The 22877-nt window shown below is 33.8% G+C and carries 27 protein-coding genes, 5 tRNA genes and 1 other RNA gene; 18 read left to right on the forward strand and 15 right to left on the reverse strand.

What is annotated here, in order from left to right; all coding sequences use genetic code 11:
• The first annotated feature begins 28 nt into the window (after positions 1–28).
• The 4 genes from feoB to ACYQ19_RS05725 all read left to right on the forward strand — a co-directional run bounded on the left by feoB (position 29) and on the right by ACYQ19_RS05725 (position 6177).
• Positions 29–2089: a ferrous iron transport protein B gene (feoB, locus tag ACYQ19_RS05710; protein WP_459978473.1), complete on the forward strand. Its 2061-nt coding sequence runs from the start codon at positions 29–31 to the stop codon at positions 2087–2089.
• Between the two features lie 147 nt (positions 2090–2236).
• The gene (locus ACYQ19_RS05715) at positions 2237–4663 is read left to right on the forward strand and encodes a ribonucleoside-diphosphate reductase subunit alpha (RefSeq protein WP_459978802.1); all 2427 of its coding nucleotides are present in this window, start codon (positions 2237–2239) and stop codon (positions 4661–4663) included.
• A gap of 67 nt (positions 4664–4730) precedes the next feature.
• Entirely contained in the window at positions 4731–5771 is a 1041-nt protein-coding gene (locus ACYQ19_RS05720; protein ID WP_459978474.1) for a ribonucleotide-diphosphate reductase subunit beta, read from the forward strand.
• A complete protein-coding gene (locus tag ACYQ19_RS05725; RefSeq protein ID WP_459978475.1) occupies positions 5761–6177 on the forward strand; it encodes a secondary thiamine-phosphate synthase enzyme YjbQ in 417 nt (138 codons plus the stop codon). Before ACYQ19_RS05720 ends, ACYQ19_RS05725 begins: the two co-directional genes overlap by 11 nt.
• On the opposite strand, the gene ACYQ19_RS05730 is transcribed toward ACYQ19_RS05725, so the two are convergent.
• Positions 6171–6791 (reverse strand): SIMPL domain-containing protein, encoded by a 621-nt coding sequence (locus ACYQ19_RS05730; protein WP_459978476.1) that lies wholly within the window; start codon positions 6789–6791, stop codon positions 6171–6173. The two genes, ACYQ19_RS05725 and ACYQ19_RS05730, sit on opposite strands and share 7 nt — an antisense overlap.
• A gap of 54 nt (positions 6792–6845) precedes the next feature.
• Here ACYQ19_RS05730 and ACYQ19_RS05735 point away from each other — a divergent pair, with 54 nt between their 5' ends.
• The 8 genes from ACYQ19_RS05735 (at position 6846) to ACYQ19_RS05770 (ending at position 11900) form a co-directional block, all read left to right on the forward strand.
• Positions 6846–7403, forward strand: coding sequence for a flavin reductase family protein (locus tag ACYQ19_RS05735; RefSeq protein ID WP_459978477.1), 558 nt, complete (start codon positions 6846–6848; stop codon positions 7401–7403).
• A 27-nt stretch (positions 7404–7430) separates the two neighbouring features.
• Positions 7431–8000 carry a fumarylacetoacetate hydrolase family protein gene (locus ACYQ19_RS05740; protein ID WP_459978478.1) on the forward strand — a complete coding sequence of 190 codons (570 nt, stop codon included), beginning with the start codon at positions 7431–7433 and terminating at the stop codon, positions 7998–8000.
• Entirely contained in the window at positions 8000–8809 is an 810-nt protein-coding gene (locus ACYQ19_RS05745) for a 7-carboxy-7-deazaguanine synthase QueE (protein ID WP_459978479.1), read from the forward strand. The genes ACYQ19_RS05740 and ACYQ19_RS05745 overlap by 1 nt, the downstream gene beginning before the upstream one ends.
• Before the next feature lie 227 nt (positions 8810–9036).
• Positions 9037–9621: a 6-pyruvoyl trahydropterin synthase family protein gene (locus ACYQ19_RS05750; protein ID WP_459978480.1), complete on the forward strand. Its 585-nt coding sequence runs from the start codon at positions 9037–9039 to the stop codon at positions 9619–9621.
• 127 nt (positions 9622–9748) lie between these two features.
• On the forward strand, positions 9749–10432 hold the full coding sequence (locus ACYQ19_RS05755; RefSeq protein ID WP_459978481.1) for a TIGR00703 family protein: 684 nt from the start codon (positions 9749–9751) through the stop codon (positions 10430–10432).
• Positions 10433–10441: 9 nt separating this feature from the next.
• Entirely contained in the window at positions 10442–11155 is a 714-nt protein-coding gene (locus tag ACYQ19_RS05760) for a hypothetical protein (protein ID WP_459978482.1), read from the forward strand.
• Positions 11156–11157: 2 nt separating this feature from the next.
• Positions 11158–11538, forward strand: coding sequence for a NifB/NifX family molybdenum-iron cluster-binding protein (locus ACYQ19_RS05765; RefSeq protein ID WP_459978483.1), 381 nt, complete (start codon positions 11158–11160; stop codon positions 11536–11538).
• A complete protein-coding gene (locus ACYQ19_RS05770; protein WP_459978484.1) occupies positions 11535–11900 on the forward strand; it encodes a NifB/NifX family molybdenum-iron cluster-binding protein in 366 nt (121 codons plus the stop codon). The genes ACYQ19_RS05765 and ACYQ19_RS05770 overlap by 4 nt, the downstream gene beginning before the upstream one ends.
• Here ACYQ19_RS05770 and ACYQ19_RS05775 read toward each other — a convergent pair.
• A complete protein-coding gene (locus ACYQ19_RS05775) occupies positions 11869–12270 on the reverse strand; it encodes an arsenate reductase ArsC (RefSeq protein WP_459978485.1) in 402 nt (133 codons plus the stop codon). The genes ACYQ19_RS05770 and ACYQ19_RS05775 overlap by 32 nt on opposite strands.
• Before the next feature lie 9 nt (positions 12271–12279).
• Positions 12280–14151, reverse strand: coding sequence for a nuclease-related domain-containing DEAD/DEAH box helicase (locus tag ACYQ19_RS05780; protein WP_459978486.1), 1872 nt, complete (start codon positions 14149–14151; stop codon positions 12280–12282).
• 88 nt (positions 14152–14239) lie between these two features.
• Between ACYQ19_RS05780 and ACYQ19_RS05785 the strand changes: the two genes are divergently transcribed.
• From ACYQ19_RS05785 to ffs, 5 genes are all read left to right on the forward strand, one after another.
• A tRNA-Ser gene (locus ACYQ19_RS05785) sits at positions 14240–14330 on the forward strand.
• Between the two features lie 92 nt (positions 14331–14422).
• Positions 14423–15037 carry a MarC family protein gene (locus ACYQ19_RS05790; RefSeq protein WP_459978487.1) on the forward strand — a complete coding sequence of 205 codons (615 nt, stop codon included), beginning with the start codon at positions 14423–14425 and terminating at the stop codon, positions 15035–15037.
• Between the two features lie 82 nt (positions 15038–15119).
• Positions 15120–16241: an OmpA family protein gene (locus tag ACYQ19_RS05795; protein ID WP_459978488.1), complete on the forward strand. Its 1122-nt coding sequence runs from the start codon at positions 15120–15122 to the stop codon at positions 16239–16241.
• Positions 16242–16320: 79 nt separating this feature from the next.
• Entirely contained in the window at positions 16321–17211 is an 891-nt protein-coding gene (locus ACYQ19_RS05800; RefSeq protein WP_459978489.1) for a hypothetical protein, read from the forward strand.
• 23 nt (positions 17212–17234) lie between these two features.
• Positions 17235–17332: signal recognition particle sRNA small type (gene ffs, locus ACYQ19_RS05805), an RNA gene on the forward strand.
• Positions 17333–17541: 209 nt separating this feature from the next.
• Here ffs and rplT read toward each other — a convergent pair.
• Both rplT and rpmI read right to left on the reverse strand, forming a co-directional pair.
• Positions 17542–17892 (reverse strand): 50S ribosomal protein L20, encoded by a 351-nt coding sequence (gene rplT, locus ACYQ19_RS05810; RefSeq protein WP_459978490.1) that lies wholly within the window; start codon positions 17890–17892, stop codon positions 17542–17544.
• Positions 17893–17984: 92 nt separating this feature from the next.
• Entirely contained in the window at positions 17985–18179 is a 195-nt protein-coding gene (rpmI, locus tag ACYQ19_RS05815; RefSeq protein ID WP_459978491.1) for a 50S ribosomal protein L35, read from the reverse strand.
• Between the two features lie 91 nt (positions 18180–18270).
• Here rpmI and ACYQ19_RS05820 point away from each other — a divergent pair, with 91 nt between their 5' ends.
• Complete coding sequence (locus ACYQ19_RS05820) at positions 18271–19083, forward strand: diguanylate cyclase (protein ID WP_459978492.1); 813 nt, start codon at positions 18271–18273, stop codon at positions 19081–19083.
• Here ACYQ19_RS05820 and ACYQ19_RS05825 read toward each other — a convergent pair.
• The 10 genes from ACYQ19_RS05825 to ACYQ19_RS05870 form a co-directional block, all read right to left on the reverse strand.
• Positions 19066–20031: a beta-ketoacyl-ACP synthase III gene (locus ACYQ19_RS05825; protein ID WP_459978493.1), complete on the reverse strand. Its 966-nt coding sequence runs from the start codon at positions 20029–20031 to the stop codon at positions 19066–19068. The genes ACYQ19_RS05820 and ACYQ19_RS05825 overlap by 18 nt on opposite strands.
• Positions 20031–21014, reverse strand: a complete 984-nt coding sequence (plsX, locus tag ACYQ19_RS05830) for a phosphate acyltransferase PlsX (protein WP_459978494.1) — start codon at positions 21012–21014, stop codon at positions 20031–20033. The genes ACYQ19_RS05825 and plsX overlap by 1 nt, the downstream gene beginning before the upstream one ends.
• A complete protein-coding gene (rpmF, locus tag ACYQ19_RS05835; protein WP_459978495.1) occupies positions 21014–21163 on the reverse strand; it encodes a 50S ribosomal protein L32 in 150 nt (49 codons plus the stop codon). Before rpmF ends, plsX begins: the two co-directional genes overlap by 1 nt.
• 9 nt (positions 21164–21172) lie before the next feature.
• Positions 21173–21502, reverse strand: a complete 330-nt coding sequence (locus ACYQ19_RS05840) for a DUF177 domain-containing protein (protein ID WP_459978496.1) — start codon at positions 21500–21502, stop codon at positions 21173–21175.
• The gene (gene ndk, locus ACYQ19_RS05845) at positions 21503–21916 is read right to left on the reverse strand and encodes a nucleoside-diphosphate kinase (protein ID WP_459978497.1); all 414 of its coding nucleotides are present in this window, start codon (positions 21914–21916) and stop codon (positions 21503–21505) included. It lies immediately after the preceding gene.
• A 69-nt stretch (positions 21917–21985) separates the two neighbouring features.
• Positions 21986–22258 carry a 4Fe-4S dicluster domain-containing protein gene (locus tag ACYQ19_RS05850; protein ID WP_456479825.1) on the reverse strand — a complete coding sequence of 91 codons (273 nt, stop codon included), beginning with the start codon at positions 22256–22258 and terminating at the stop codon, positions 21986–21988.
• Between the two features lie 229 nt (positions 22259–22487).
• A tRNA-Asp gene (locus ACYQ19_RS05855) sits at positions 22488–22564 on the reverse strand.
• An 8-nt stretch (positions 22565–22572) separates the two neighbouring features.
• Positions 22573–22648, reverse strand: a tRNA-Val gene (locus ACYQ19_RS05860).
• A 17-nt stretch (positions 22649–22665) separates the two neighbouring features.
• Positions 22666–22741 (reverse strand) — tRNA-Glu (locus ACYQ19_RS05865).
• Between the two features lie 3 nt (positions 22742–22744).
• Positions 22745–22820: transfer RNA gene (locus ACYQ19_RS05870), tRNA-Lys, on the reverse strand.
• Between the last annotated feature and the right edge of the window lie 57 nt (positions 22821–22877).

The raw sequence follows: 22877 nt of genomic DNA on the forward strand, positions 1-22877 counted from the left end.
AGTTAAAAATGAAAAGTTTGGAGGAGATATGAAAGAAATAGTCATAGCGCTTGTCGGACAGCCGAATGTCGGTAAAAGCCATCTTATAAATTCAATTTCGGGGGCACAGCTTCATGTGGGAAATTTCAGCGGCGTAACCGTTGAAAAAAAGGAAGTTGAATTTGTAAGAAAAGGATATAAACTTAAACTGATAGATCTGCCCGGGACATATTCTTTGCATACTTACACACCTGAAGAAGAGGTTACTAAAAAGTTTTTGTTTAATGAAGAGTATGACATAATATTAAATGTGCTTGATTCAAACCAGCTTGAAAAAAACTTAACGCTTACTTGGCAGCTTAGTGATCTTCAAAGACCAATGGTTGTGGCGTTTAATATGTATGATGAGTTTGCAAGAGAAGGCGGGGAGATTGATACTGAAAAATTCAGTAAACTTACTAACATCTTTGCACAAAACGTATCCGCAAAAGAAAATTTCGGGCTTGAGGAGCTGTTTGAAAAAGTTATAAAAACGTATGAAAACAAAAATGTTCCAAAAGTTTATTACAGCGAAATAATTGAAGAAGAAATAGAAAATTTAAAAAGAAAAATAAAATCTTGTAATTTCTCAAAAAGGTTTGTAGCGGTAAGGCTGCTTGAAGACGATGAAGATATGTATAAATTCGTTCATGAAAAGCCGTGGTTTGTGGATATTATGGGCACATTGAAAAGCGCAAAAGAAAGATTAAGAGCAGAATTTGACGAAGATGACACCAAAACGGTGCTTTTTGAAGAGAGACTTGCTCTTGCAAAAGGTATAGTCACTCAGGTTGCAAAAAAGGCTAAGAAAGAAACCCTTACCGAAAAAGTGGATAAAATTTTAATACATCCGGTATTTGGACTTCCATTGTTTTTATTAATTATGTGGGCTATTTTTCAAGCTACCTTTTCCCTCGGTGCAATACCGATGGAATATATTGACAGGGCATTTAGTGCGTTTGGTGCAGGGTTGTCTCATTTTTTACCTAAAGGTATTATTAATGACGCAATTGTTAACGGGGTAATTCCGGCTGTAGGTGCTGTTGTTATGTTTTTACCGAATATCCTCATTCTGTTTTTGGGTATAAATCTTTTAGAACAGACCGGATATATGGCAAGAGCCGCGTATATAATGGACGGCGTTTTAAAAAGATTCGGTCTTCAGGGAAGAGCTTTCATACCTCTTGTTTCCGGGTTTGGGTGTTCGGTTCCTGCGTACATGGCGGCAAGAACACTTAAAAACCCAAAAGACAGACTAATAACTATGCTGGTAATAGGTTTTATGAGCTGCGGGGCGAGGCTGCCTGTTTATGTATTGCTTGTAAGTGCGTTTTTCAGACCCGAAATTCAGGGTAATGTGCTGTTTGCGATTTATATAGGAGGAGCTCTTACGGGACTTATTGTTGCTAAGATATTAAGAAGTGTGCTGTTTAAGGGTGAGCCTGAACCTTTTGTAATGGAACTTCCAAAATACAGGTTTCCAAAGCTAAAAGGGATACTTTTTGATTTATGGATTAAAAGTAAGCTATATCTTAAAAAAGCCGGAACGTTTATTGCAACGGCGAGTCTTATTATATGGGTGTTGAGTTCGTTTCCAAGAGCGGATATTGAAAAAAAATATGAACATTTAATAACGCAAAATCCGTCACAAAAAACAGAATTAATTGAAAAAATGAACAGGGAAATACTTCAAAACTCATACCTTGCGGATATGGGTAAATTTATTGAGCCGGTATTTAAACCGCTTGGACTTACTTGGAAGGAAGATGTTTCTCTTATAGCCGGACTTGCCGCTAAAGAAGTGGTTGTGTCAACTTTAAGCGTGTTATACGGGGGCAAAACCGATTCATCAAAAGAAACGGTGGAAATTATCAGGGAAAATATGACGTTTACGGCTGCCGTGGCTATGATTATAATTATTATGTTTTATTCGCCTTGTCTTGCGGCGATGGGGACATTCTGGGCCGAAGTTCCGCAGTGGCAGTGGAGGATTTTTTATACGATTTATCCTAATGTATTTGCGTATATTGCCGCACTTATAGGGGTTGGCTTAATTAAACTTTTTTCCTGATTTCTTCTTTTATTATTTTTAGTTATCTTTTATTAAACTTTAAATTTATTGTGTTATTATTACAATAATTTTCATTTTCATAGACTATAGTCTAATAATCAATTACTTATTTCGTGCATTAAATAAAGGAGAATAATGTATCCGGGGATTACAGTTATTAAAAGAAACGGACGAAGAGAGCCGCTTGATATTTCTAAAATCAGAAAATATACAAAAGCGGCATGTGAAGGTTTAGAGGGGGTGGATTATACGGAGCTTGAACTTGATGCCAAGCTTCAGTTTCGTGATGGGATTACTACTGCTGAAATTCAGGACACTCTTATAAAAACGGCGGTTGACAAAATAGATATAGACAGACCAAACTGGAATTTTGTGGCCGCAAGGCTCTTTTTATATGATTTGTATCACAGGGTAACCGGCTTTACGGGATATAACCATTTAAGGGATTATTTTAAAAAAGGCGAAGAAGCCGGAAGAATACTTCTTGGGCTTAAAGAAAAATTTGACCTTGATGATTTAAACGAATATATTAAACCTGAGAGGGATCTTCAGTTTACATATCTTGGTATCAAAACGCTTTATGACAGATATATTATAAAAGATAGAAACAACGAACCAATAGAGCTTCCTCAGCAGCTTTTTATGGGCGTTGCGATGTTTTTGGCGCAGAATGAAACAAACTACGAATCCATTCCTGAAGAGGAAAGAGTAGATATTCCCAATGACCCAAAAGCAATCAGGGGATACTGGGCTAAGAAGTTTTATGATGTAATCAGTAAGTTTGAGGTAATGGTTGCAACACCTACGCTTAGTAACGCCAGAACCACAAGACATCAGCTAAGCAGTTGTTATGTCGGAAGTATGAACGACAATATCGAAGGAATTTTCGATGACTTTAAAGAAATGGCGCTTTTAAGTAAATTCGGCGGCGGTATCGGATGGGATGTAAGCAGAATAAGAGCACTCGGAAGCTTTATAGACAATCACAAAAACGCCGCAGGCGGAGTTATCCCATGGCTTAAAATTACAAACGACATTGCAATTGCCGTGGATCAGCTGGGAACTCGTAAAGGTGCGATTGCCGTATATCTTGAGCCTTGGCATATGGATATTTTAGATTTTCTTGATCTAAAGAAAAACTCTGGGGAAGAGAGAAGAAGGGCGCATGACCTTTTCCCTGCTTTGTGGATATCAGATCTATTTATGAAAAGAGTTCAAGAAGATGCTTTATGGACACTTTTTGACCCGTATGAGGTAAAGGATTTGACCGATTTATACGGGGAAGAGTTTGAAAAAAGATATATTGAATACGAAAACGACCCTAACATTACAAAAGAAACAATAAAAGCAAAAGAACTTTGGAAAAAAATACTTCTTGAATATTACGAAACCGGAAATCCTTTTTTGTGTTTCAAAGACAATGCCAACAGAAGAAACCAAAACGACCATGCGGGAATTATAAGAAGTTCAAATTTATGCACGGAAATTTTCCAAAACACAGAACCTAACCATTACAAAGTAAAAGTTACGTTTGAAGACGGAAGCTTCAATATGTATGAAGAGGAAGAAGATGTAACGGTGGAACACGGCGATGTTAAACTGACAAAAAAAGCCAAAAAAATAACATCAATCGATTCTATAAACGGCAAGCAGGTATATATCGTAGAAAAAGTGCCTGTTGAAGGTAAAACGGCCGTATGTAACCTCGCAAGTGTTAACTTAAGCAAAGTAAACACGCCTGAAAAAATTAAAGAAGTTGTGCCAATTGCTATAAGAATGCTTGATAACGTAATTGACCTTAACTATTATCCTGTCAGAAAAACGAAAGATACAAACCTTAAAAACAGAGCCATAGGCCTCGGTGCCATGGGTGAAGCTCAGATGCTTGCCGAAAAGCAGATTTTCTGGGGAAGTGATGAACACCTTAAACTGATAGACGAAGTGTTTGAAGGGATAAGTTACTGGGCTATTAAAACAAGTGCCGCGCTCGCACAGGAAAAAGGGATATACCCTGAATTTGAAGGAAGCCGCTGGTCTAAGGGAATACTTCCGATTGACAGCGCAAACGAAGAAGCCAAAAGACTTGTTGAAAGGGACCTTTTCAGTGCAATGCAGTATGACTGGGAAGGTTTAAGGGAAGAAGTTAAAAAAGGTATGAGAAACGGATATTTAATGGCGATAGCGCCTACGAGCTCGATTTCCATTCTTACAGGAACAACACAGACTATAGAGCCGGTTTACAAAAGAAAATGGTATGAAGAAAACTTAAGCGGGCTTATTCCAGTAGTGGTTCCAAACTTAAGTGCTGAAACATATATGTTCTATACGCCGGCTTATGAGCTTGACCAGACCGTGCTTGTAAAAGCAGCGGCAATCAGACAGAAATGGGTTGACCAGGGACAGAGCCTTAACATATTCATAACTACCGATAAAGCAAGCGGTAGATATCTCAATGAAATCTATACGCTCGGATGGAAGTTAGGGCTTAAATCATTTTATTATTTAAGAAGCCAGTCTCCGGAAATTCAAGAAGAGGTGATGGACAGAAGTATCGAGTGCTTTGGATGTCAGTAATTAATGGAGAATTGAAAATGGATAATGGAAAATTAAAAAATTCAGCAATTCCTCAAAAGGAGAATAAATGCAAATAAAAAAACTTTTCAATTACGACTGCCCTTTACATAAAGGTTCTACCACATCCATAATAAACGGATGCACCGAAGGGATAATCAACTTAAATAAACTTTCATATCCCTGGGCGTATAACCTGTGGGAAATGATGCTTGCAAACACATGGTTCCCAAGAGAAGTGGATTTAACAGAAGACGCAAGACAATACAGACAGCTTCTTCCTGCCGAAAAAAGAATGTATGACAAAGCGTTAAGCCAGCTTATATTTATGGATTCTATCCAGACAAACAATACGCCTGATCATGTAAACCCTTGGATTACGGCACCTGAAGTTAATATGTGTATCGTAAGACAGGCGTATGAAGAAGCTCTTCATTCCCAAAGCTATGCAGTAATGGTTGATAGTATTTCTCTTAATACGGATGAGATTTACGAAATGTGGAGGGTTGATAACAACCTTAAAAAGAAAAACGAATTTATCGGGAACGTATATGAAGAGTGGGGAACAAAAGCCCTAAACGGAGACGATGAAGCTAAAGTTTATATGATAGTAGCAAACCAGTGTTTGGAAGGCGTTTATTTTTATAACGGATTTGCTGCGTTTTATGTTTTGGCCCGTGCCGGAAAGATGCTCGGAAGTGCGCAGATGATCAGATTTATCCAAAGGGACGAGGTGACACATACTTTGTTATTTGCAAATATCTTTAAAGAAATCAGAAAAGAATTTCCGGATCTATTTACGCCGGAAGTTATCAAAAACATAAAAGATATGCTTTATGCGGCGTATGAGCTTGAAAGAGACTGGGGATGGTATATTACAAATGATGAAATTTTAGGTATGAGTAAAGAACTGATCGACAGATTTACCCAGTATCTTGCAAACAAAAGGGCTCAGGCAATGGGACTTGATCTGTTATTCCCTGAAACGGGGCTTAAAAATCCTATCAGCTGGTTTGACGGATTTTCAAGTTTCAATGAGCAAAAAACAAACTTTTTCGAAGGTAACGTGGTTAACTACTCAAAAGGAAGCCTCAACCTTGATGATTTTTAAACAAAAAGAGATTATAATAAAAGCCCCAAAAAGGGGCTTTTTTGTCATAACGGATAAAATTTTACGAGAAGTAGATATAAGTGATGTTAATGTTGGTATGATGAATCTTTTTTTAAAGCACACTTCGGCATCTCTTACAATAAATGAAAACGTCTCCCCCGATGTAAGAATCGATATGGAAAATATTTCAAACAACTTAATTCCAGACGGATACAATTACGAACATTCACTTGAAGGCAAGGACGATATGCCCGCACACTTCAAATCTTCAATGTTTGGGGTCAGTCTTAATATTCCTATCACTAACGGACGACTTAATCTTGGAACCTGGCAGGGAATATACCTTAATGAGCACAGGGACTATCCTTCTTCGAGACATATCGTAATAACGATATTCGGTCAGTAACACTCTATTTTATAATCCGCTCTTATTGTGAATTGTTTATTGTCTTTCGGAAGCGGTAATGATGATAACGATTTTGTCATATACACTCTTTTAGGCGCAGCATAAGGCGTATATATATTTATATTTGTTGCAAAACATTTTTTATTAAGTTTTTTTGAAAAAAAGGCCGCTTCTTTTAAAATGTCGTTATAAGCTTTCGTTTTAAGAGATTTGATAACGGTTTGTTTTTCATTTTCGTTAGTCGTATAGTTTAAAGATGTAAGTCTTACTTTTGAATTTTTGAGAGAGTTTATTAATTTTGAGAAATTTTTTATTTCTTTGTTTTTGAAAGAGCATGTCGCATATATGTTTGCTTTGTATGTGTCAAAAATTTCGCTTTTGTTTATATATTTATATACCGGCTGGAAAGAGTATGTTGTTTTTTGACACATGGTTTTGAGTGTTTTAACGTTTTGGTTTAATATTTCAATTAAATTATCGAGGTTTTTCTGTGTTATTGTAACCTGAAGGTTAGCTTTTAACATATCCGGTTCAAGTTTTTTGGAGTATGTTTTGGTATTGGTGATTGTATATGACCAGAGAAATACACTTAAGAAGATAAGCAGCTTTTTCATATTAAGCCTTTTTTTGTTAATTATAATATAATTTCACAAAAAAGGTGAAATGTAATGATCCTTGATTTTAACAGCGTTGAGAGTAAAGAGATATATAAACTGATGGCCGGAAACATTGTTCCAAGACCGGTTGCATGGATTGTAACTGAGAATGAGGGCAAAATAAACGTGGCGCCTTTTAGCTATTTTACTGGAATATCCAGCAAACCGCCTCTTTTAATGGTAAGCATAGGAAGAAAAAAGCCTACTATCGACGAGCCTAAAGACACTTTTAAAAATATAAAAGAAACCGAGAAAGCCAGCGTTTGTCTCGTGCCTGTTGAAATGTTCGAAAAAATGGATAAAACCGGGGAGGTTTTGCCTTTTGGAGTGAATGAGGCGGAAAAATTCGGAATTGAACTTGAAAGAATAGATGAAAACTATCCCCCGATTGTAAAAGGATGCAAAAGAGCGTTTTTATGTGAGCTTTACGGAACGTTTGAAAATGAGGAAATGGCAACAATTCCGTTTTTTTTAAGAATTCGCAAAATGTATATGGAGGGAGAATTCGAACCCGTGGCAAGGGTTGGAAAAGGGTATGCGAAACTTTGTGAAATTAAAAATGAAAAGTGAAAAGTGTAAAATTAAATGGAGAAAATTATGAAGAATAAAATCGTATGTGTGGGAAGAAATTATGTAGAGCATGTAAAAGAACTTAACAACGAAATACCGAGTGAGCCTGTTTATTTTATGAAGCCTTTAAGTTGTGTAAGAGATGAAATAGAACTTCCGGGATATTCGCCTATGCATTATGAGGGTGAAATATGTTTTTTAATAGGTGAAAAACTTAAAGTAGGATTCGGATTTGACTTTACACTCCGTGAAATACAGAGTGAACTTAAAAAAAAGGGACTTCCATGGGAGAGGGCCAAAGCGTTTAAGGGTGCCGCTGTATTCAGTGATTTTGTGGAATTTGAAAATATTGACGAATTAGGGCTTGAGGTATATAAAAACGGAAGAGTGGTGCAAAAGGGAAATGTCGGTTTAATGATGTATAAACCCGAGTTTCTGTTTGAAGATATTGAGAGAATATTCGGATTGAATGCAGGTGATATAGTAATGACCGGGACACCAAAAGGCGTTGGTGTTGTGGAAAGAGGGGATGAGTTTGAAGGTAGAATTTTGGAAGGCGACAAAGTCCTTGTAAGCAAAAAGTGGACAGTTAAATAATGGAGAATTTAGAATTGAGAATTGAGAATAAAATAAATAAAATATCAGGGGTCCCCGAAAAATCATCAGATTTTATGGGGTGTATAGAAGGGGTCCCCGAAAAATCGTCAGATTTTATGGGTCATATACCCGTAAGTGAAATATTTTATTCAATTCAGGGCGAAGGAAAATACGCCGGTCATCCGAGTGTATTTGTAAGAGTAGGGGGATGTAATCTAAAATGCCCGGGATTTGGTGAAAAGGGTTGTGATAGTTATTATGCAGTTGATAAAGCGTATAAAAAAGAATGGAAATTAATGAATGTGGATGAAATAAAAAATGAAATTTCAAAATATCTGAATAAAAAACCGCATCTCGTAATTACCGGGGGAGAACCTACTCTTTTTCATAAAGAACTTCATTCCTTAATAGAATGGTTTGAAGGGCTTGTTACGATTGAAACGAATGCTACGATAGATATTGATTTTGAAAAATATCCTGCTTACAGGAAAGTTGTGTTTGCAATGAGCGTAAAACTTTCAAACAGCGGGGAAGAGTATAAAAAAAGGGTTAAAAAAAAGGTTATTGAAAAATATGCCCGTAACGCAAAAAAAAGTTTTTTTAAATTTGTAATAAACAAAGACCTTAACAATGAAATAAAAGAGATTACGAAAAATATTGATCTTCCGGTTTATTGTATGCCTTTGGGGGCCGATAAAGCCGAGCTTGAAAAAAACGCGCCTTTTGTATTCGAATTTTGCCTGAAAAATGGTTATTGTTACAGCGACAGGATTCATATAAGGCTTTTTGGAAAGAAAAAGGGGGTATAAAGCAGCAATGATAAGTGGAAAATAAACAAATGGTAAATAGTGGGTGGTTGATAGTAAATAGTTTTATATATAGTTAATGAAAAAATATAAACAATTTAAAATAAACGATAGTATTATAGTATTGCAACAAAAATAAAAAATTCAAAATTATAGTGACAGACACCTGTTTAATTGTGAAAATGTGATAAAATTAAATAAAAATAAATATTTCATAACAAAGGAAATAGGTGATAATCAGAAAACTTTTCAAATTTGAAAACGCACACATAGTCAGAAACTGCACAAGCAGAAGATGCAGCCGTTCAATTCACGGGCATAGTTACAAAGTGGAGGTAAAACTCAGTTCGAATTATTTGGATAATGGGGAGATGGTATATGATTTCGGACTAATGAAAATAACAATAAAAGACCTTATAGACAGCTTTGACCATGCCGTTACACTTTGGGCAAAAGATGATAAAGAATATATAGAATACGCCAAAAAATTTAGTGAAAGATGGGTGATTTTACCAGTGAATCCCTCAGCCGAGCAGTTTAGCAGGGTGTTTTTTCTTATGATAGACAGGGTATTGGAACTCATGGAATTTAACAATGGCGAGAGAGAAGTAAAACTGCATTCAATAGTAGTTCACGAGACGGATACGGGGTATGCGGAATGTTTCAGGGAAGATGCTTATAATTTTGAGGGAATGGGTGAAATAAAGCTTACCGATATAATATTCAGCAATCGTATAAAAGAAGAGTGGCATGATCCTTTGCTGTGGGAAAAAATATTAGAAGGAAAAAAATTAATATCTCCTAAAGAAGTTTGATTTTTTTTCTTTTTTAATTATAAAAATAAAGTGACAGACACTATTGGTAGAAAGAATCGAGCAATCAATTAATTTGACATAATTATACTAAAGTTATATAATTACAAAAAACTAAAAAAGGGTGAGTATGATTAATGAACTAAGACGTGAACAACTTTTAAATACATTGGTGTTTGAAACATTGGGTGAGCCTTCTAAAGAGAGGGAATTTAAAATTAAATCACTCAAAAAATGGGGATTTGATTTGGTATTTGGAAAAAAAGACGGAGTTGAGACGTATTTTGCCGCAGTTGATAAAAAAGTTGGTGACAAATATACCGAAAACGACATTGAACATGAAGTAATTGAAATACTTAAAGAACTTCCAAAAAACAAAAAAATGTATGCAAAAATAGAAATGATTGAAGGCAGGGCATATTTATACGTATATTTAAGAGAAGATGATGTGGATATTCCAGTATTATATGTGCCTGCGGGTGAATTATTAATTGCTTTTTTAAAAAAACATAAATTTGTTCATATTATAGAAGCGCTAAGAAATATAGGCAGTGCGGCGAGTTTATTTAAAAAACACGGGGATGAGGGAAAACCTATGCCTTTTGAGGAATTACCTCCTGTGCCGAGAAGATTTTTAAGAGATGCGAAAAAAATAGAAAAAGAGATGGGATTTGGGAGAGTTGCTTTGGCATATTTTGGAGAAAATAAAAGCGGTGATGCGAGATATTGGATGGAGTGGATGGTGCCTACAATCGCACTTTTTGATGAAAAAATCAGTGAAAAAATAGACAAAACCCTGGCAGAGTTTAAATAAGGAGAGGGAATGTTGATATTTTGGAATGCCACTTCTTTTGAAAAAGAAGGATTTTTAGAGGATGAAAAAGGAAAGTTTCTGCCGAGAAACGCGATACTTGAAGCGCTTGAGAGTGCTGTAGTGTTTTATTACATTAAAAAAGATAAAGAATTAGAAAACCTTGTTAAAAAATACTTGACAACAAAGCCTAAAATAAAAGAAATAAGTAGGGAAGTTAAAAAAATAGTATTTGAAAAATACCCTGTTTTAGACGGAGTTGAAATTCCCGAAAAAATTTATCTGCCTAAAGAAAATATTTCAAAAGAGCTTGTAAAAATATATGATTTAGAAAAGAAAGAATTTACAAATGGCTTTAAAATGGAAGTATTCAAAGGAGTTCTTGAAGATGTGTATGTAAAAAGCGAAAATATAGAAAAAATAAAAACGGCTTGCAAATCATACGCAAGGGCGCTTGCTGAATATGAACACAAAGAATTAAAAGGAACAGAATTTGAGGATTTAATAGTGGAAATTCAAAACAGCATAGCAAACGAATGGGGAATTCCTATCAGAGTAGGGCATTGGACAAATACACCTTATAAGGGGGATTTGCTGTTTTTCTGGCGAATCAAAGATGTTAGAGAATATTTAATTAAAGAACTTGATATTGACATAAGACCAAAAGATGTGCTATATTTACCGCGAATAAATGAATTCCTCGGATGGGGAGAAATAAAGGATTAAACATGGTAAAAGTAGCTATACCTGTAGAAGGTGATAATTTAGTAATAGTTACAAGAACGGGAAGAGCTCCGTTTTTTGCAATATATGAATTTGACGGAAACGAATTTAAACTTTTAGGACTAAACGAAAATACACATGCCGGTGAACACGAGCATGAGCATGGAGAACATCAGGAAGAGCACACTTCCGATGAGGTAGAACATCACCATAAACACGTAAAAGCAAGCAGGGTTGATGATTGCGATTATATTGTCGTAAGAGCGCTTGGGCCGAATATGGAAGATGCATTAAAACTTGCCGGGGTTAAAATAATTAAAGTTAGCAAAAAAGATGGTTTAACAGCACCTGAAGTTTTAGAAAAAATAAAAGGGCAGTTACAATGAGGATAGTTATTCCGACTGCTACACCGGACGGACTTCTTGCAAAAAGGGGTGCGCATTTTGGAAAAGCGCCTTTTTATATTATTGTTGATATTGAAGATGGAGAAATCAAAGAAGTTAGTGCCGTTCAAAATCCCGGACACGCAGGAGGGGCATGCGGTAATGCGGTAAGCAATATTCAAAGTTTGGGCGCAGATGCTTTAATTGTGGCCGGAATAGGCGGCAGACCTCTTGCTGGATTTAAAGAAGTTGGAATTAAAGTTTATTTTGACAATATCTCACCTACCGTTGAGGAAGCGGTAAACAGACTGATAAATGGTGAAATAGAAGAGATTAAACCTGAAAATGCGTGCGGAGTGCACTAAATAATCTATCTTTAATCTCCTCTTTTGTTTTTATAAATTCTTTAAAATCTTTGCCGTCAGGGTCTTCAAACGGAATGTGGATCGTTTTGGTGCCTGGAATTGTTGGGCATTCTTTTGCGGCGTTGTCGCATACCGTTATAGCAAGGTCAAAAGGCGCTTCTTTTAAAACCTCTTCAATAGTTTTTGAATGATATTCATCTTTCCAGGCGTTTTCTTCTATTAGGACTTTTTTGGCATTAGGATTTACTTTACCGCTTGGATTACTTCCAGCGCTGTAAGCTTTTATGTTTTTGAAATATTTGTTTATAAGTCCTTCGGCCATAATAGAGCGGCAGCTGTTTCCTGTGCATAAAATTAATACTTTTCTCATTTACAATCCTTAAAAACTAAATAATCCTGCTATTACGCCAAAAAGTTCGGCGCCCGTTACAATAATTTCCGCACTTTCTTTTATTTCATTAAGTATAGGTTTTATTTTTGCAAGTTTGACGTTTTTTTCTTTTTTAGTAGTTTGTTCTTTAATACTTTTTGTGCTTTTTTGATACTCTTTTAAGATTTCTAAAACTTCTCTTGTTTTGTCATTATTTAATAGTTCTTTTTCGTTAGAAATAGATAATATTACTTTTTCTTGTGCTCTTGTAAGAAGAACATATACTTGTCTATAAAATACGTCTTTTTCTTTATTTGAGTTGTTAATTAAAAATTGACCGAAATTATGAATGATAATATTTTGTCCTTCCAATCCTTTAACGGAAGCCATGGTTAAAACTTTTATATTTTTGTTTAGTTTTTCTACGATTTTTTCAATTGCGCTTTTTGATTTTTTGGTGTATGTTAGGATAATGTTTTCTTCTTCGTCCGAAAATGTTTTGATAAGTTCAATTAAATCATTAAAATCATCGAAGTTTTGTATATCAATACTTCCGTCTTCAAGCACAAAATTTATGTCTGTCAAAAAATCTTTTTTTAAATAAAACGATTTCTTATAATAGTCATTAATTGATTTGTCAAGAGTTAAAATTTCAAATGCGCATTTTGCAATATTGCTTGGCGTTCTATATACGTTTTTTAAGTTTTTAACTCTTCCTCTCATTGAAATTTTTTCTTTAAATTTAGGATGATGAAAAACGTCTGCGATACTTTTCATTGTGTATGAATAAAATCTTTGTGCCTCGTCTATAAATAAAATGGTATCGTTAATTTCCTCATATATCATTCTGACAAATCCGGCAGGTAAGTCTTGCGTTTCGTCTGCAAGAAAATAATCAATTGGATGGGTTTTTAGATAGTTTCTTAGTTTTTCTCTAAATTCTTTTAATGCAACTGTAGATTCAAATATTTTATATCTTTCTTCAAAAGAGGTTTCTTTTGTAATTCCAACTTTTTCAAAGTCAAATTCAATAATATTTAAAAATTCAAAAACAGAATGTATTTCAATATTTTCTCTTTGTTTTCTGGAAAAGGAATATTTCAAATCATTGGCAAGTTTTTTATTAAAGCATAGAATTAAAAATTTTTCATCAGGGTGGTCTTTTAATTTATTGGATACGAAATTTGTCAAAATTACCGTTTTTCCCGTCCCTGCAACACCTCTTATTATTCTAAATCCACCCGTATAACCATTTAAAACACTTAATTGTTTTTGATCGAAAAACACTATTTCATCTTTTGTGATTATAGGTATGACCTTTTTTTCTTTTATTGTATCTGTAGGAATTAAAAGCTTGGCAATTTGAGTGAATTCTTTTTTGTTCGGAATAGTGGGATTAGTTGAATTGAAAAATCTTTTAAAAATATCATTTTCCTGCAAATCTTCTTTAAAAAAAGCATGGTTTTCGTAATTTTTATAATAAGGGTTGTTTTCAAAAAATTCATTAGCTATCTCTTTAGATATAGATGGAAATATAACCCTATATTCTACGTTAATAGGAATTTTTTTAAATGAGTCTTTTAATAGTGATAATATAAGGTCTTGATATTCATTTGCCCTGGTGAAAGGATTGTTTTCTTGAGTTATATTTAATGTCTCCCAGTTTTTAACTTCAATAATGTAAAGTCCAAACACAGGATGTAGTAAAAGTAGATCAACTTCTCTTGAGCCGTTTAAATCTTTAATTGTGGCTTTTGGAATTAAATAATAATTATCATCTCCGTTTTTTCTTAATATTTCTATGATTGATTCTAAAACTTCTTCCTCACCTTTATTGCCTTTAAAAAACTTTTTAAAAACATTAGCTATTTTTCTATTCATCCTTTCTCCTTTCACAAAATAGACTAAAATTATATAAAAACTATTGCAAAAACGAATTATTTTTATTATAATTTCAGTCCACACAAATGGAGAGGTGGGTGAGTGGCTGAAACCGGCGCCCTGCTAAGGCGTTGTACCCAATCCGGGTACCGCGGGTTCGAATCCCGCCCTCTCCGCCATTCAAATTTTCCTTAAGAGGTGTCTGTCACTAAATTCAGAGCTTTTTATCATTTACTTATTTTTTGTTATAGTTATATAAAAAAGGCATAAAATGTTTAGGGAAATTTTATTTGACACTATATCCATCCTTACTATTTTAAACCCTATAGCCGCAGCTGCAATAATGCTATCACTTGTTAAATATTCGGAAATAAAATATGTTTCGGCAAAATCTTCTTTTGCAGTGTTTATAGCATCTGTTGTTACAATGTTTGCAGGAGGAATGTTGCTGAAGTTTTTTGGAATCAACATTCCATCAATTAAAGCAATCGGTGGTGTTGTATTATTAATTATAGCACTTAATATGATTCAGGGTAAAGAGATCGCACCTACAAATACGACAAAAGATGAGCACAGCGCGGCAGAAGAAAAAGATGACGTAGCCATTATTCCGATGGCTATACCTATTTTATTCGGACCCGGGGTAATTACTACAATTATTGTATTAAGTGAAAAGCATAGCACATTAAAAGGTAAATTTATATTATTTATAGCAATTACGCTTTCATCTTTTTTAACTTATTTGATTTTAAGAAATGGGGCGTTTATTTCTAGATTTTTGGGTGTAAACGGATTAAAAATAGTTACAAGAATAATGGGACTTATAATTGGTGCTATATCGTTTTTGTTTTTGGTAGGAGGAATTAAAGCCCTTTGGTATTCATAAGTCATTTTAATGTCATTTCTTATTAATATAATTTCAAACAGGGGGGGTGACCTTCTGGTCATTCGTAAAAAAAGGAGATTAAATGTATAAAATACTAATAGGGCTTTCAATCAGTGTAGCAACTTTACTCGCTTCAAATCAATATGAATTAGGTTTTGGAATAGGTAGAAATTCAGTAGATAATTCACCAATCGAAAATTATAATTTTTTAAATGCAAGGATTGGTAAATATTTACCTAAAAACCATATTTTAAGATTAGAGCTTGAAAGAAGTGAAAAGGTATTAAACAATAAAGAACATTTGACAAGAGCATTGTTAAATGTTGAACACTATTTTCCGTTAGAAAACAGCAAGTTTATGCCTTATGCATATATAGGTGCGGGATATCAGTGGGTTAGCGGTAATTATGATAATAATATAGTGGCAGATTTAGGTATTGGGGCAAAATATTTTATAAATAGTAATTTTAATACTTTTTTGGAGTTAAGAGGACTTAGAGATTTTGGAAATAATGATAATCATTATGGTGCAATTTTAGGTATAAATTATAAGTTTGGTGAAGAAAAAAAAATAGTTATGCCAGAAGTTAAAAAAGTGCTTGATAGCGATAATGATGGAATAGCTGATGAATTGGACAAATGTCCTAATACGCCTAAAGGAGTTAAAGTTGATAAAAATGGATGTCAAATCGATAGTGACGGCGATGGTGTTTATGATAATGTTGATAAATGTCCAAACACTCTTGCAGGCGTCAGTGTTGACGTAAACGGATGCCCTGTAGATAGTGATGGTGATGGAGTTGCAGATTATTTGGATAAGTGTCCAAATACACCTAATGGGGTAAAAGTAGATAAAAAAGGGTGTGCTTTAGTATTTAATTTCGATATTACATTTGATAACAATAGTGCTGAAATTAAGCCTGAATTTATGAGTAAAGTAAAAGAATTTGCAAAATTTCTAAAAGAAAATCCAGTATATAAAGCTGAAATTCAAGGTTATACCGATTCAAAAGGTTCTGCTAAATACAATAAAATTCTTTCAGAAAAAAGAGCAAAAGCTGTATATGAAGCACTGATTGATTTAGGAGTCGATCCGCGAAGACTTTCTTATAAAGGTTTTGGTGAGGAAAACCCGATAGCTTCAAATGATACCGCAGAAGGCAAAGCTAAAAACAGAAGAGTTATTGCAAAACTTTTTTATTAATCTTCTCTTCTTTTTTCTTAGAACTTCATTTTATTAACCCAAAAGAGTTATAATAATATAAATAATTTAAGGAAATAAAATGGAGTTTTTATATTCAATTATAGAATCATTCAAAGATTTAACAAGAAAAAACATTAGTAAATTATCAATAATAAATGGTGTTTTTTGGGCAGTTGTTTGGTTTGGTATCGGTATATTAGGCTGGCAGTATATGGTGAATTTTACAAATTTCATGATAAATCTTTTACCTTTTAAGTTTGTTCAAAACGCCGGGGCGGAATTTATTTTTATGATATTATGGCTGCAGGCGGTATTAATATCGATTGGTATATTTTTTACTCTTTTTAATAATTTTCTCTCTAAAAAAATTTTTACTATTTCTATAGCATTTATATTTGCTTTGTTTTGGGTGATAGTTTTTTTCTATTATAAAAACGAAATATTGGCTTATTTGCAAAAACTTATAAAGATTTTTCCTTTTGAAACAATAGAAGAGGCAGTTTCTGTTGTATTGGCAATATTTATTTTTTATTCGTTTTATATTGTGAGTATGTATTTGGGATTTTTACTTTTTAGTGAAAAATATTTATTAGCACTTATAGAAGAAGAGTATCCTTATATTGAAATATCAAGTAGATTTTCGAAAATAAGATTGTTTTTTATATTGATGAGAGATTTTATGATTTTTCTGATCGCACTTGTTGTATTGTATCCTTTATTGTTTATTCCTTTTTTAAATATTTTCATTATTATAGCTCTTTGGTCGTATATAATAAAAAATGCACTTTTTGAAAGCGTTTTTTCTATAGTAGGAAAAATTGAAATTGATAAAAAGCTATTGTGGGGATTTTCGGTAGTTAGTGTCTTTTTGAATTTTATACCTCTGGTGAATATGTTTGCGCCAGCATTGGGGGTTTTAAGCATATATCATTATATTATGGAAAAAAAGGCGGATTTATTGGAAAAATAGTGAATTTTTGATATAATTTCGCATCCTCAGCCCTGTGCAAGGGCGGTAAGAGGCAACGCTTCAGGCCCGGAAGGGAGCAGAGCACCTCTTATCGTCCTGTGCCGCAGGTGTCTGGGGACCTTAAAGATTTTAGATAAGGTGTCTGGCGCTTTTTATTAATTTATTGCTTTATTTAAAACTGGTAATTTATAATTTTTGATTTTGTTTAACTCACTAAAATGGTTTTTTTAAATATTTTTCTAAATATATCTTTAAAACAGCACTAAAAGTATTTGGTGACAGACACTATATTTTTGGGTAAAATAAAAAAATCCCAAAAAGGGAAATAAATTATAAAGCTGCTTTTGCTTTTTCTACGATTTGAGCAAATACTTCAGGTTCGTTCATTGCTAAATCAGCAAGAATTTTTCTATCTAAATCAATATTTGCTTTTTTAAGACCGTTAATAAATCTTGAATAGCTAATATCATTTAATCTACAAGCAGCATTGATTCTAATAATCCATAATTTTCTAAAATCTCTTTTTTTCTGTTTTCTGTCTCTAAAAGCGTATACTAAGCTTCTTTCAACCTGTTCTTTAGCTTTTCTGAAATGTTTTCTTCTACCGCTGTAGAAGCCTTTTGCCATTTTTAATATTTTTTTATGTCTTCTTCTTCTAACTGTTCCTGTTTTTACTCTCATTTTATCTCCTTACAATTTTGGCGTGCATCTATGCAACTTGACGCTACAATAGCGTGAGGCTTTTTGCCTACTTTGCCGCTTCTTCACTTAAATTAGATAGCTAGTAAATCTCTTACCGCTTTGATGTTTGTGCTATCTACGTATTTTGGGGCTCTTAAATTTCTTTTTCTTTTTTGTGATTTTTTAGTTAGGATATGGCTTCTGTATGCCGCACCTCTTTTGATTTTACCACTTTTTTTAACTTTGAATCTTTTAGCCGCCCCTCTGTTTGTTTTCATTTTAGGCATAGCTTCTCCTTTTACGAATTGAGATGAAATTATAGCATAAAGTTTAAAACTATGCTACAATAAAATATTGCAAAATAATTAAAGGCAAAAAATGACACTTAAAAATTACCTGGAAAAAGTTTGCTACAAGGATATAAACGATCTTAAAAATAAAACATTGGCAGATTTAATTGCATATATGTATAAATGTGATTCTTCAACGTTTTATGTTGTTGAAAATAAAAAACCTATATATATTTTTACAAGCACCGATATGCTTGAAATTTTTATGAAAAATCTACTGAGTGTCAATATTGAAGAATTCATCAATAAAAACCCAAAACAGGTTAAAAAATTGACGATAAAAACTAATATTTTAGATGCTTATTATTTTATGAGAAGTAATAAATTAAAGCATATTCCCATAGTAAACGAAGAAGGTGAGTTATTAGGTGAAATTTCATTTAAAACATTAAGCCTGAAAATAGCCGATATTGTTATAAAAGATCCTTTAACCGGATTATTTAACCAAAAATATTTTGATGTATTACTTGAAGAATATAATGAATTTAATAAGCCTCTTGGGATAATTTTTATAGAACTTAAAAACATGAACATATTGGAAGGTTTTTACGGAGCGGACAAAATTAATGAGATAATAAAAACTTATGCTGAAGCTATTAAAAGTTCAGTAAGGGATATAGATTTTGTATTTAGAAACGGATATATATTTAAAATTTTGACGTTTAACAATTTAGAGATTACAGATAAAATAGTAAAAAGAATAAAGAATAAATTAGAAAATACAGAATATGAAGGGATAAAAGTAGCGTTTGAAATTGTGTTTTCCCATGTTCCTGAATTGGAAGATAACGTATTAACAGCTATTGAGAGCTGTGAGAAAAAATTAATTGAAAGGGACTAGAGCGCTTCCCCAAGTAAATCCGCCTCCAAAGGCGTCTAAAAGCATAATATCGCCTTTTTTAAGTTTGCCTTCTTTAAACATATCATTTATTGCCATAGGAATTGATGCCGACGAGGTATTTCCGTATTTATGAACAGTTAACACAGATTTTTCTTCAGGCATTTTAATGGCTCTTGCAACTGCGTCTATAATTCTATAGTTTGCCTGATGAGGTATAAACCAATCAATATCGTCACTTGTCATATTGTTTCTGTTTAAAATATCTCTTACAGATTGGGAAAGTGTTTTAACTGCAACTTTAAAGGTTTCATTTCCTTTCATTTCAAGCCAAATTCTATCCGTTTCACATCCAAGTTTAACGCCTCTTCCTGGTGTGATAAGAAAATCCTGATATTTTCCGTCTGCATTTATGTCAATATCGATTATTGCTTCTTGCTTTTCTTCTGTAGCGCTTATAATTGCTGCGCCTGCTCCATCACCAAATAATACACATGTAGTTCTGTCTTTCCAATTAACAATTTTACTTAAGGTTTCCGCACCTATTATCATTACGTTTTTATACATTCCGCTTTCGATGAATGCTTTTGCATGTGCTAAAGCGTATATAAATCCTGTGCATGCTGCACTTATATCAACAGCAGGTCTTACAATTCCAAGTTTTTCAGCTACAACACATGCAGTTGAAGGCATCGTGAAATAATCAGGTGTAATAGTGGCTACTATTATCATATCAATATCTTCTGGCTTCATATCGGCATTTTTAAGTGCGTCCAGTGCAGCTTTATATGCTAAATCGCTTGTGACTTCCTCTTCGGCTATATGTCTTGTTTTGATACCTGTTCTTTTTGTAATCCATTCATCATTAGTATCTACTATTTTTTCCAAATCTTTGTTTGTTAAAATTTTTTCAGGAACATAAGCACCTATACTTGTAAATTTAGCAAACATTAATGAACCTTTAATGACTCTTGTATTTTATTTGTAACATCATTTTCGATGTATTTCATTGCCTGGAAAATTGCATTTTTAATTGCTTTTGAGTTACTTTTTCCGTGACTTATTATAACACATCCGTTTACCCCAAGTAATGGAGCACCACCATATTCCGCATAATCGGTAGCTTTTTTAAGGCCTTTGAATACCGGTTTTAAAAGAAGTGCGCCTATTTTTTGTAAAATACCTGAGTTTCTAATTTCTTCTTTAATAAGTTTACCTATGGTGTCTGCTACACCTTCACTGGTTTTTAAAACTATGTTTCCTATAAACCCGTCAGTTACAATTACATCAACATCGCCTTTAAAAATGTCACCGCCCTCGACATTACCAATAAAGTTGTCAAAATTTTCTAAAAGCGAATAAGCTTCTTTTGTAACAGAATTACCTTTACTTTTTTCTTCACCATTGCTTAAAAGTCCTATTTTTGGGTCTGAAGTATTTAATACGACTTTTGCATATACTTCACCCATTAATGCAAATTGATAAAGATTTGAAGCATCACAATCTACGTTTGCACCAACATCAAGCACAAGAGAATATTTTTTCTTAATAGTAGGCATAAATGTAACAATTGCAGGTCTTTTGATGCCTTTAATTCGTCCAAGCCTTAGTGTAGCTAAACTCATACTTGCACCGCTGTGTCCTGCTGATACGACACCTTCCACTTCACCTGATTTTAAAAGTTCGATAGACTTATAAATAGTGGATTCTTTTCTTTTTAATGCTTCTGTAGCACTCTCGTGCATTCCTATTACGTCTTCACTATTTATAAACCTAACACGAGAATGGTATTTTTTAGGTAATAATTCTTTAATAATGTCTTCTTTTCCAACTAAATACGGCGTAAAATCTTTTTTTTCGAGAGCTCTTGCTACACCTTCAATAATTGGCGCAGGACCGAAGTCCCCACCCATTGCATCAATTGCTATTCTCATTAATACTCACCGCAGCTTGGACATACTCTGTGAGGTCTTTTATAAGCACCGCAGTTAGAACATTTAATAACTGAACTTAATTTAATTTTGTAATGAGTTCTTCTTTTTGCTGCTCTAGTTTTAGAGTTTCTTCTCTTTGGAACTGCCATTTTTTCTCCTTAAAATTCTTTGTTAAATTCTTCTTGTTTACATTCATCGCAAATATTATAATCGTTTTTAATTGATTCTATTTCACTTTTTAAAAGTTCAATAGGATCAAACTTTTCCATTTCGATTATATCATACTCTTCGTCAAAACCTTTAAAAGGTGGTTTGACTATTTTAAATTTAACATCTTCGTTTACTTCTCTTTTAAATGTTTTCAAACATTTTATACATTCAACTTCAACACTTCCCTGAAGTTTACCTTCAATAATAAATGTGCCATCTTTTAGTTTTGAGCTTTCAGCTTTTAGCTCTAACCCTTGGAAACTTTTATTGATTTCCAATTATAAAATCTCCCTCTCAGCAAAGAAAAATGCGATTTCTTTTTTAGCATTTTCAAGTGAGTCACTACCATGAACAGCATTTGCTTCGATACTTTCAGCAAAATCTGCTCTTATTGTTCCAGGTGCTGCTTCTTTAGGATTTGTTGCTCCCATAAGTTCTCTGTTTTTAGCTACGGCGTTTTCACCTTCAAGAACCATTACTACAACAGGTCCACTGCTCATGTATTCGCATAAATCGTTGTAAAAAGGTCTTTCTTTGTGAACTTCGTAAAATTTACCTGCATCTTCTTTTGTAAGTTTTATTTTTTTCATTGCAGCTATTCTAAGCCCGTTACTTTCAAATCTGTCGATAATTTTACCAATAACATTTTTAGCTACAGCATCTGGTTTAATAATTGAAAGAGTTTTTTCCATATTTCTCTCCTTGAGTTTTTAGAGAGGAATTATATCAAAATTTGAAGAAAAAAGAAGAGGGTGAAAGGATTATTCGATTACAGGCTCTCCTGGTTCACCTCTGTTTTCTGAACAAGTTTGTCCTTCTTTACATTCATCCCAAACAATGCATCCTTCAGTTGGACATGCAGCTGCACATGCAGGCTCGTCATAGTATCCTACACACTCAACGCATTTGTCTGGATATACGTAATAAATTTCTTCACCAGTTGGGTTTTCGCTATCATCAACGATTGCTTCTACTGGACATTCATCAAGACATGCCCCACAATTAATACAAGTATCAGTAATTTTTACTGCCATACTAGCTCCTTTTTAATTAGTATTTGTAATTAGAAATATATCATTTATTTCTTAAACATTGCTTAAATTAGTGATATTTATAAAAGTTATAAAAATCATTTATCATTGCTGTTACAAATATACATAGTGTTAACAACATAATAATGATCATTATAATAATGGGAGATGTAAGTAAATAATGAAGAAAGATATTAAAATAGTGACAGACACTAATTGAAGAAAATTTAAATGGCGGAGCCGACGGGACTCGAACCCGCGACCTCCGGCGTGACAGGCCGGCATTCTAACCAGCTAAACTACGGCTCCTCATTTAATGGTGGTCGCTGCAGGGCTCGAACCTGCGACCCCCAGCTTGTAAGGCTGGTGCTCTCCCAACTGAGCTAAGCGACCATGGTCTAGGTATTTAATGGCGTCCCCTAGGGGATTTGAACCCCTGTCGCCGCCGTGAAAGGGCGGTGTCCTAGACCCCTAGACGAAGGGGACAGATGGTGACCCGTGCTGGATTCGAACCAGCGGCCCTCTGCTTAAAAGGCAGATGCTCTACCGACTGAGCTAACGGGTCAGCTTTTCTTTCACAACTTGTCGTTGTGGACTGAAATTATAGGTAAAAATTTTTTTG

It is taken from the genome of Nautilia lithotrophica, from assembly GCF_054656815.1.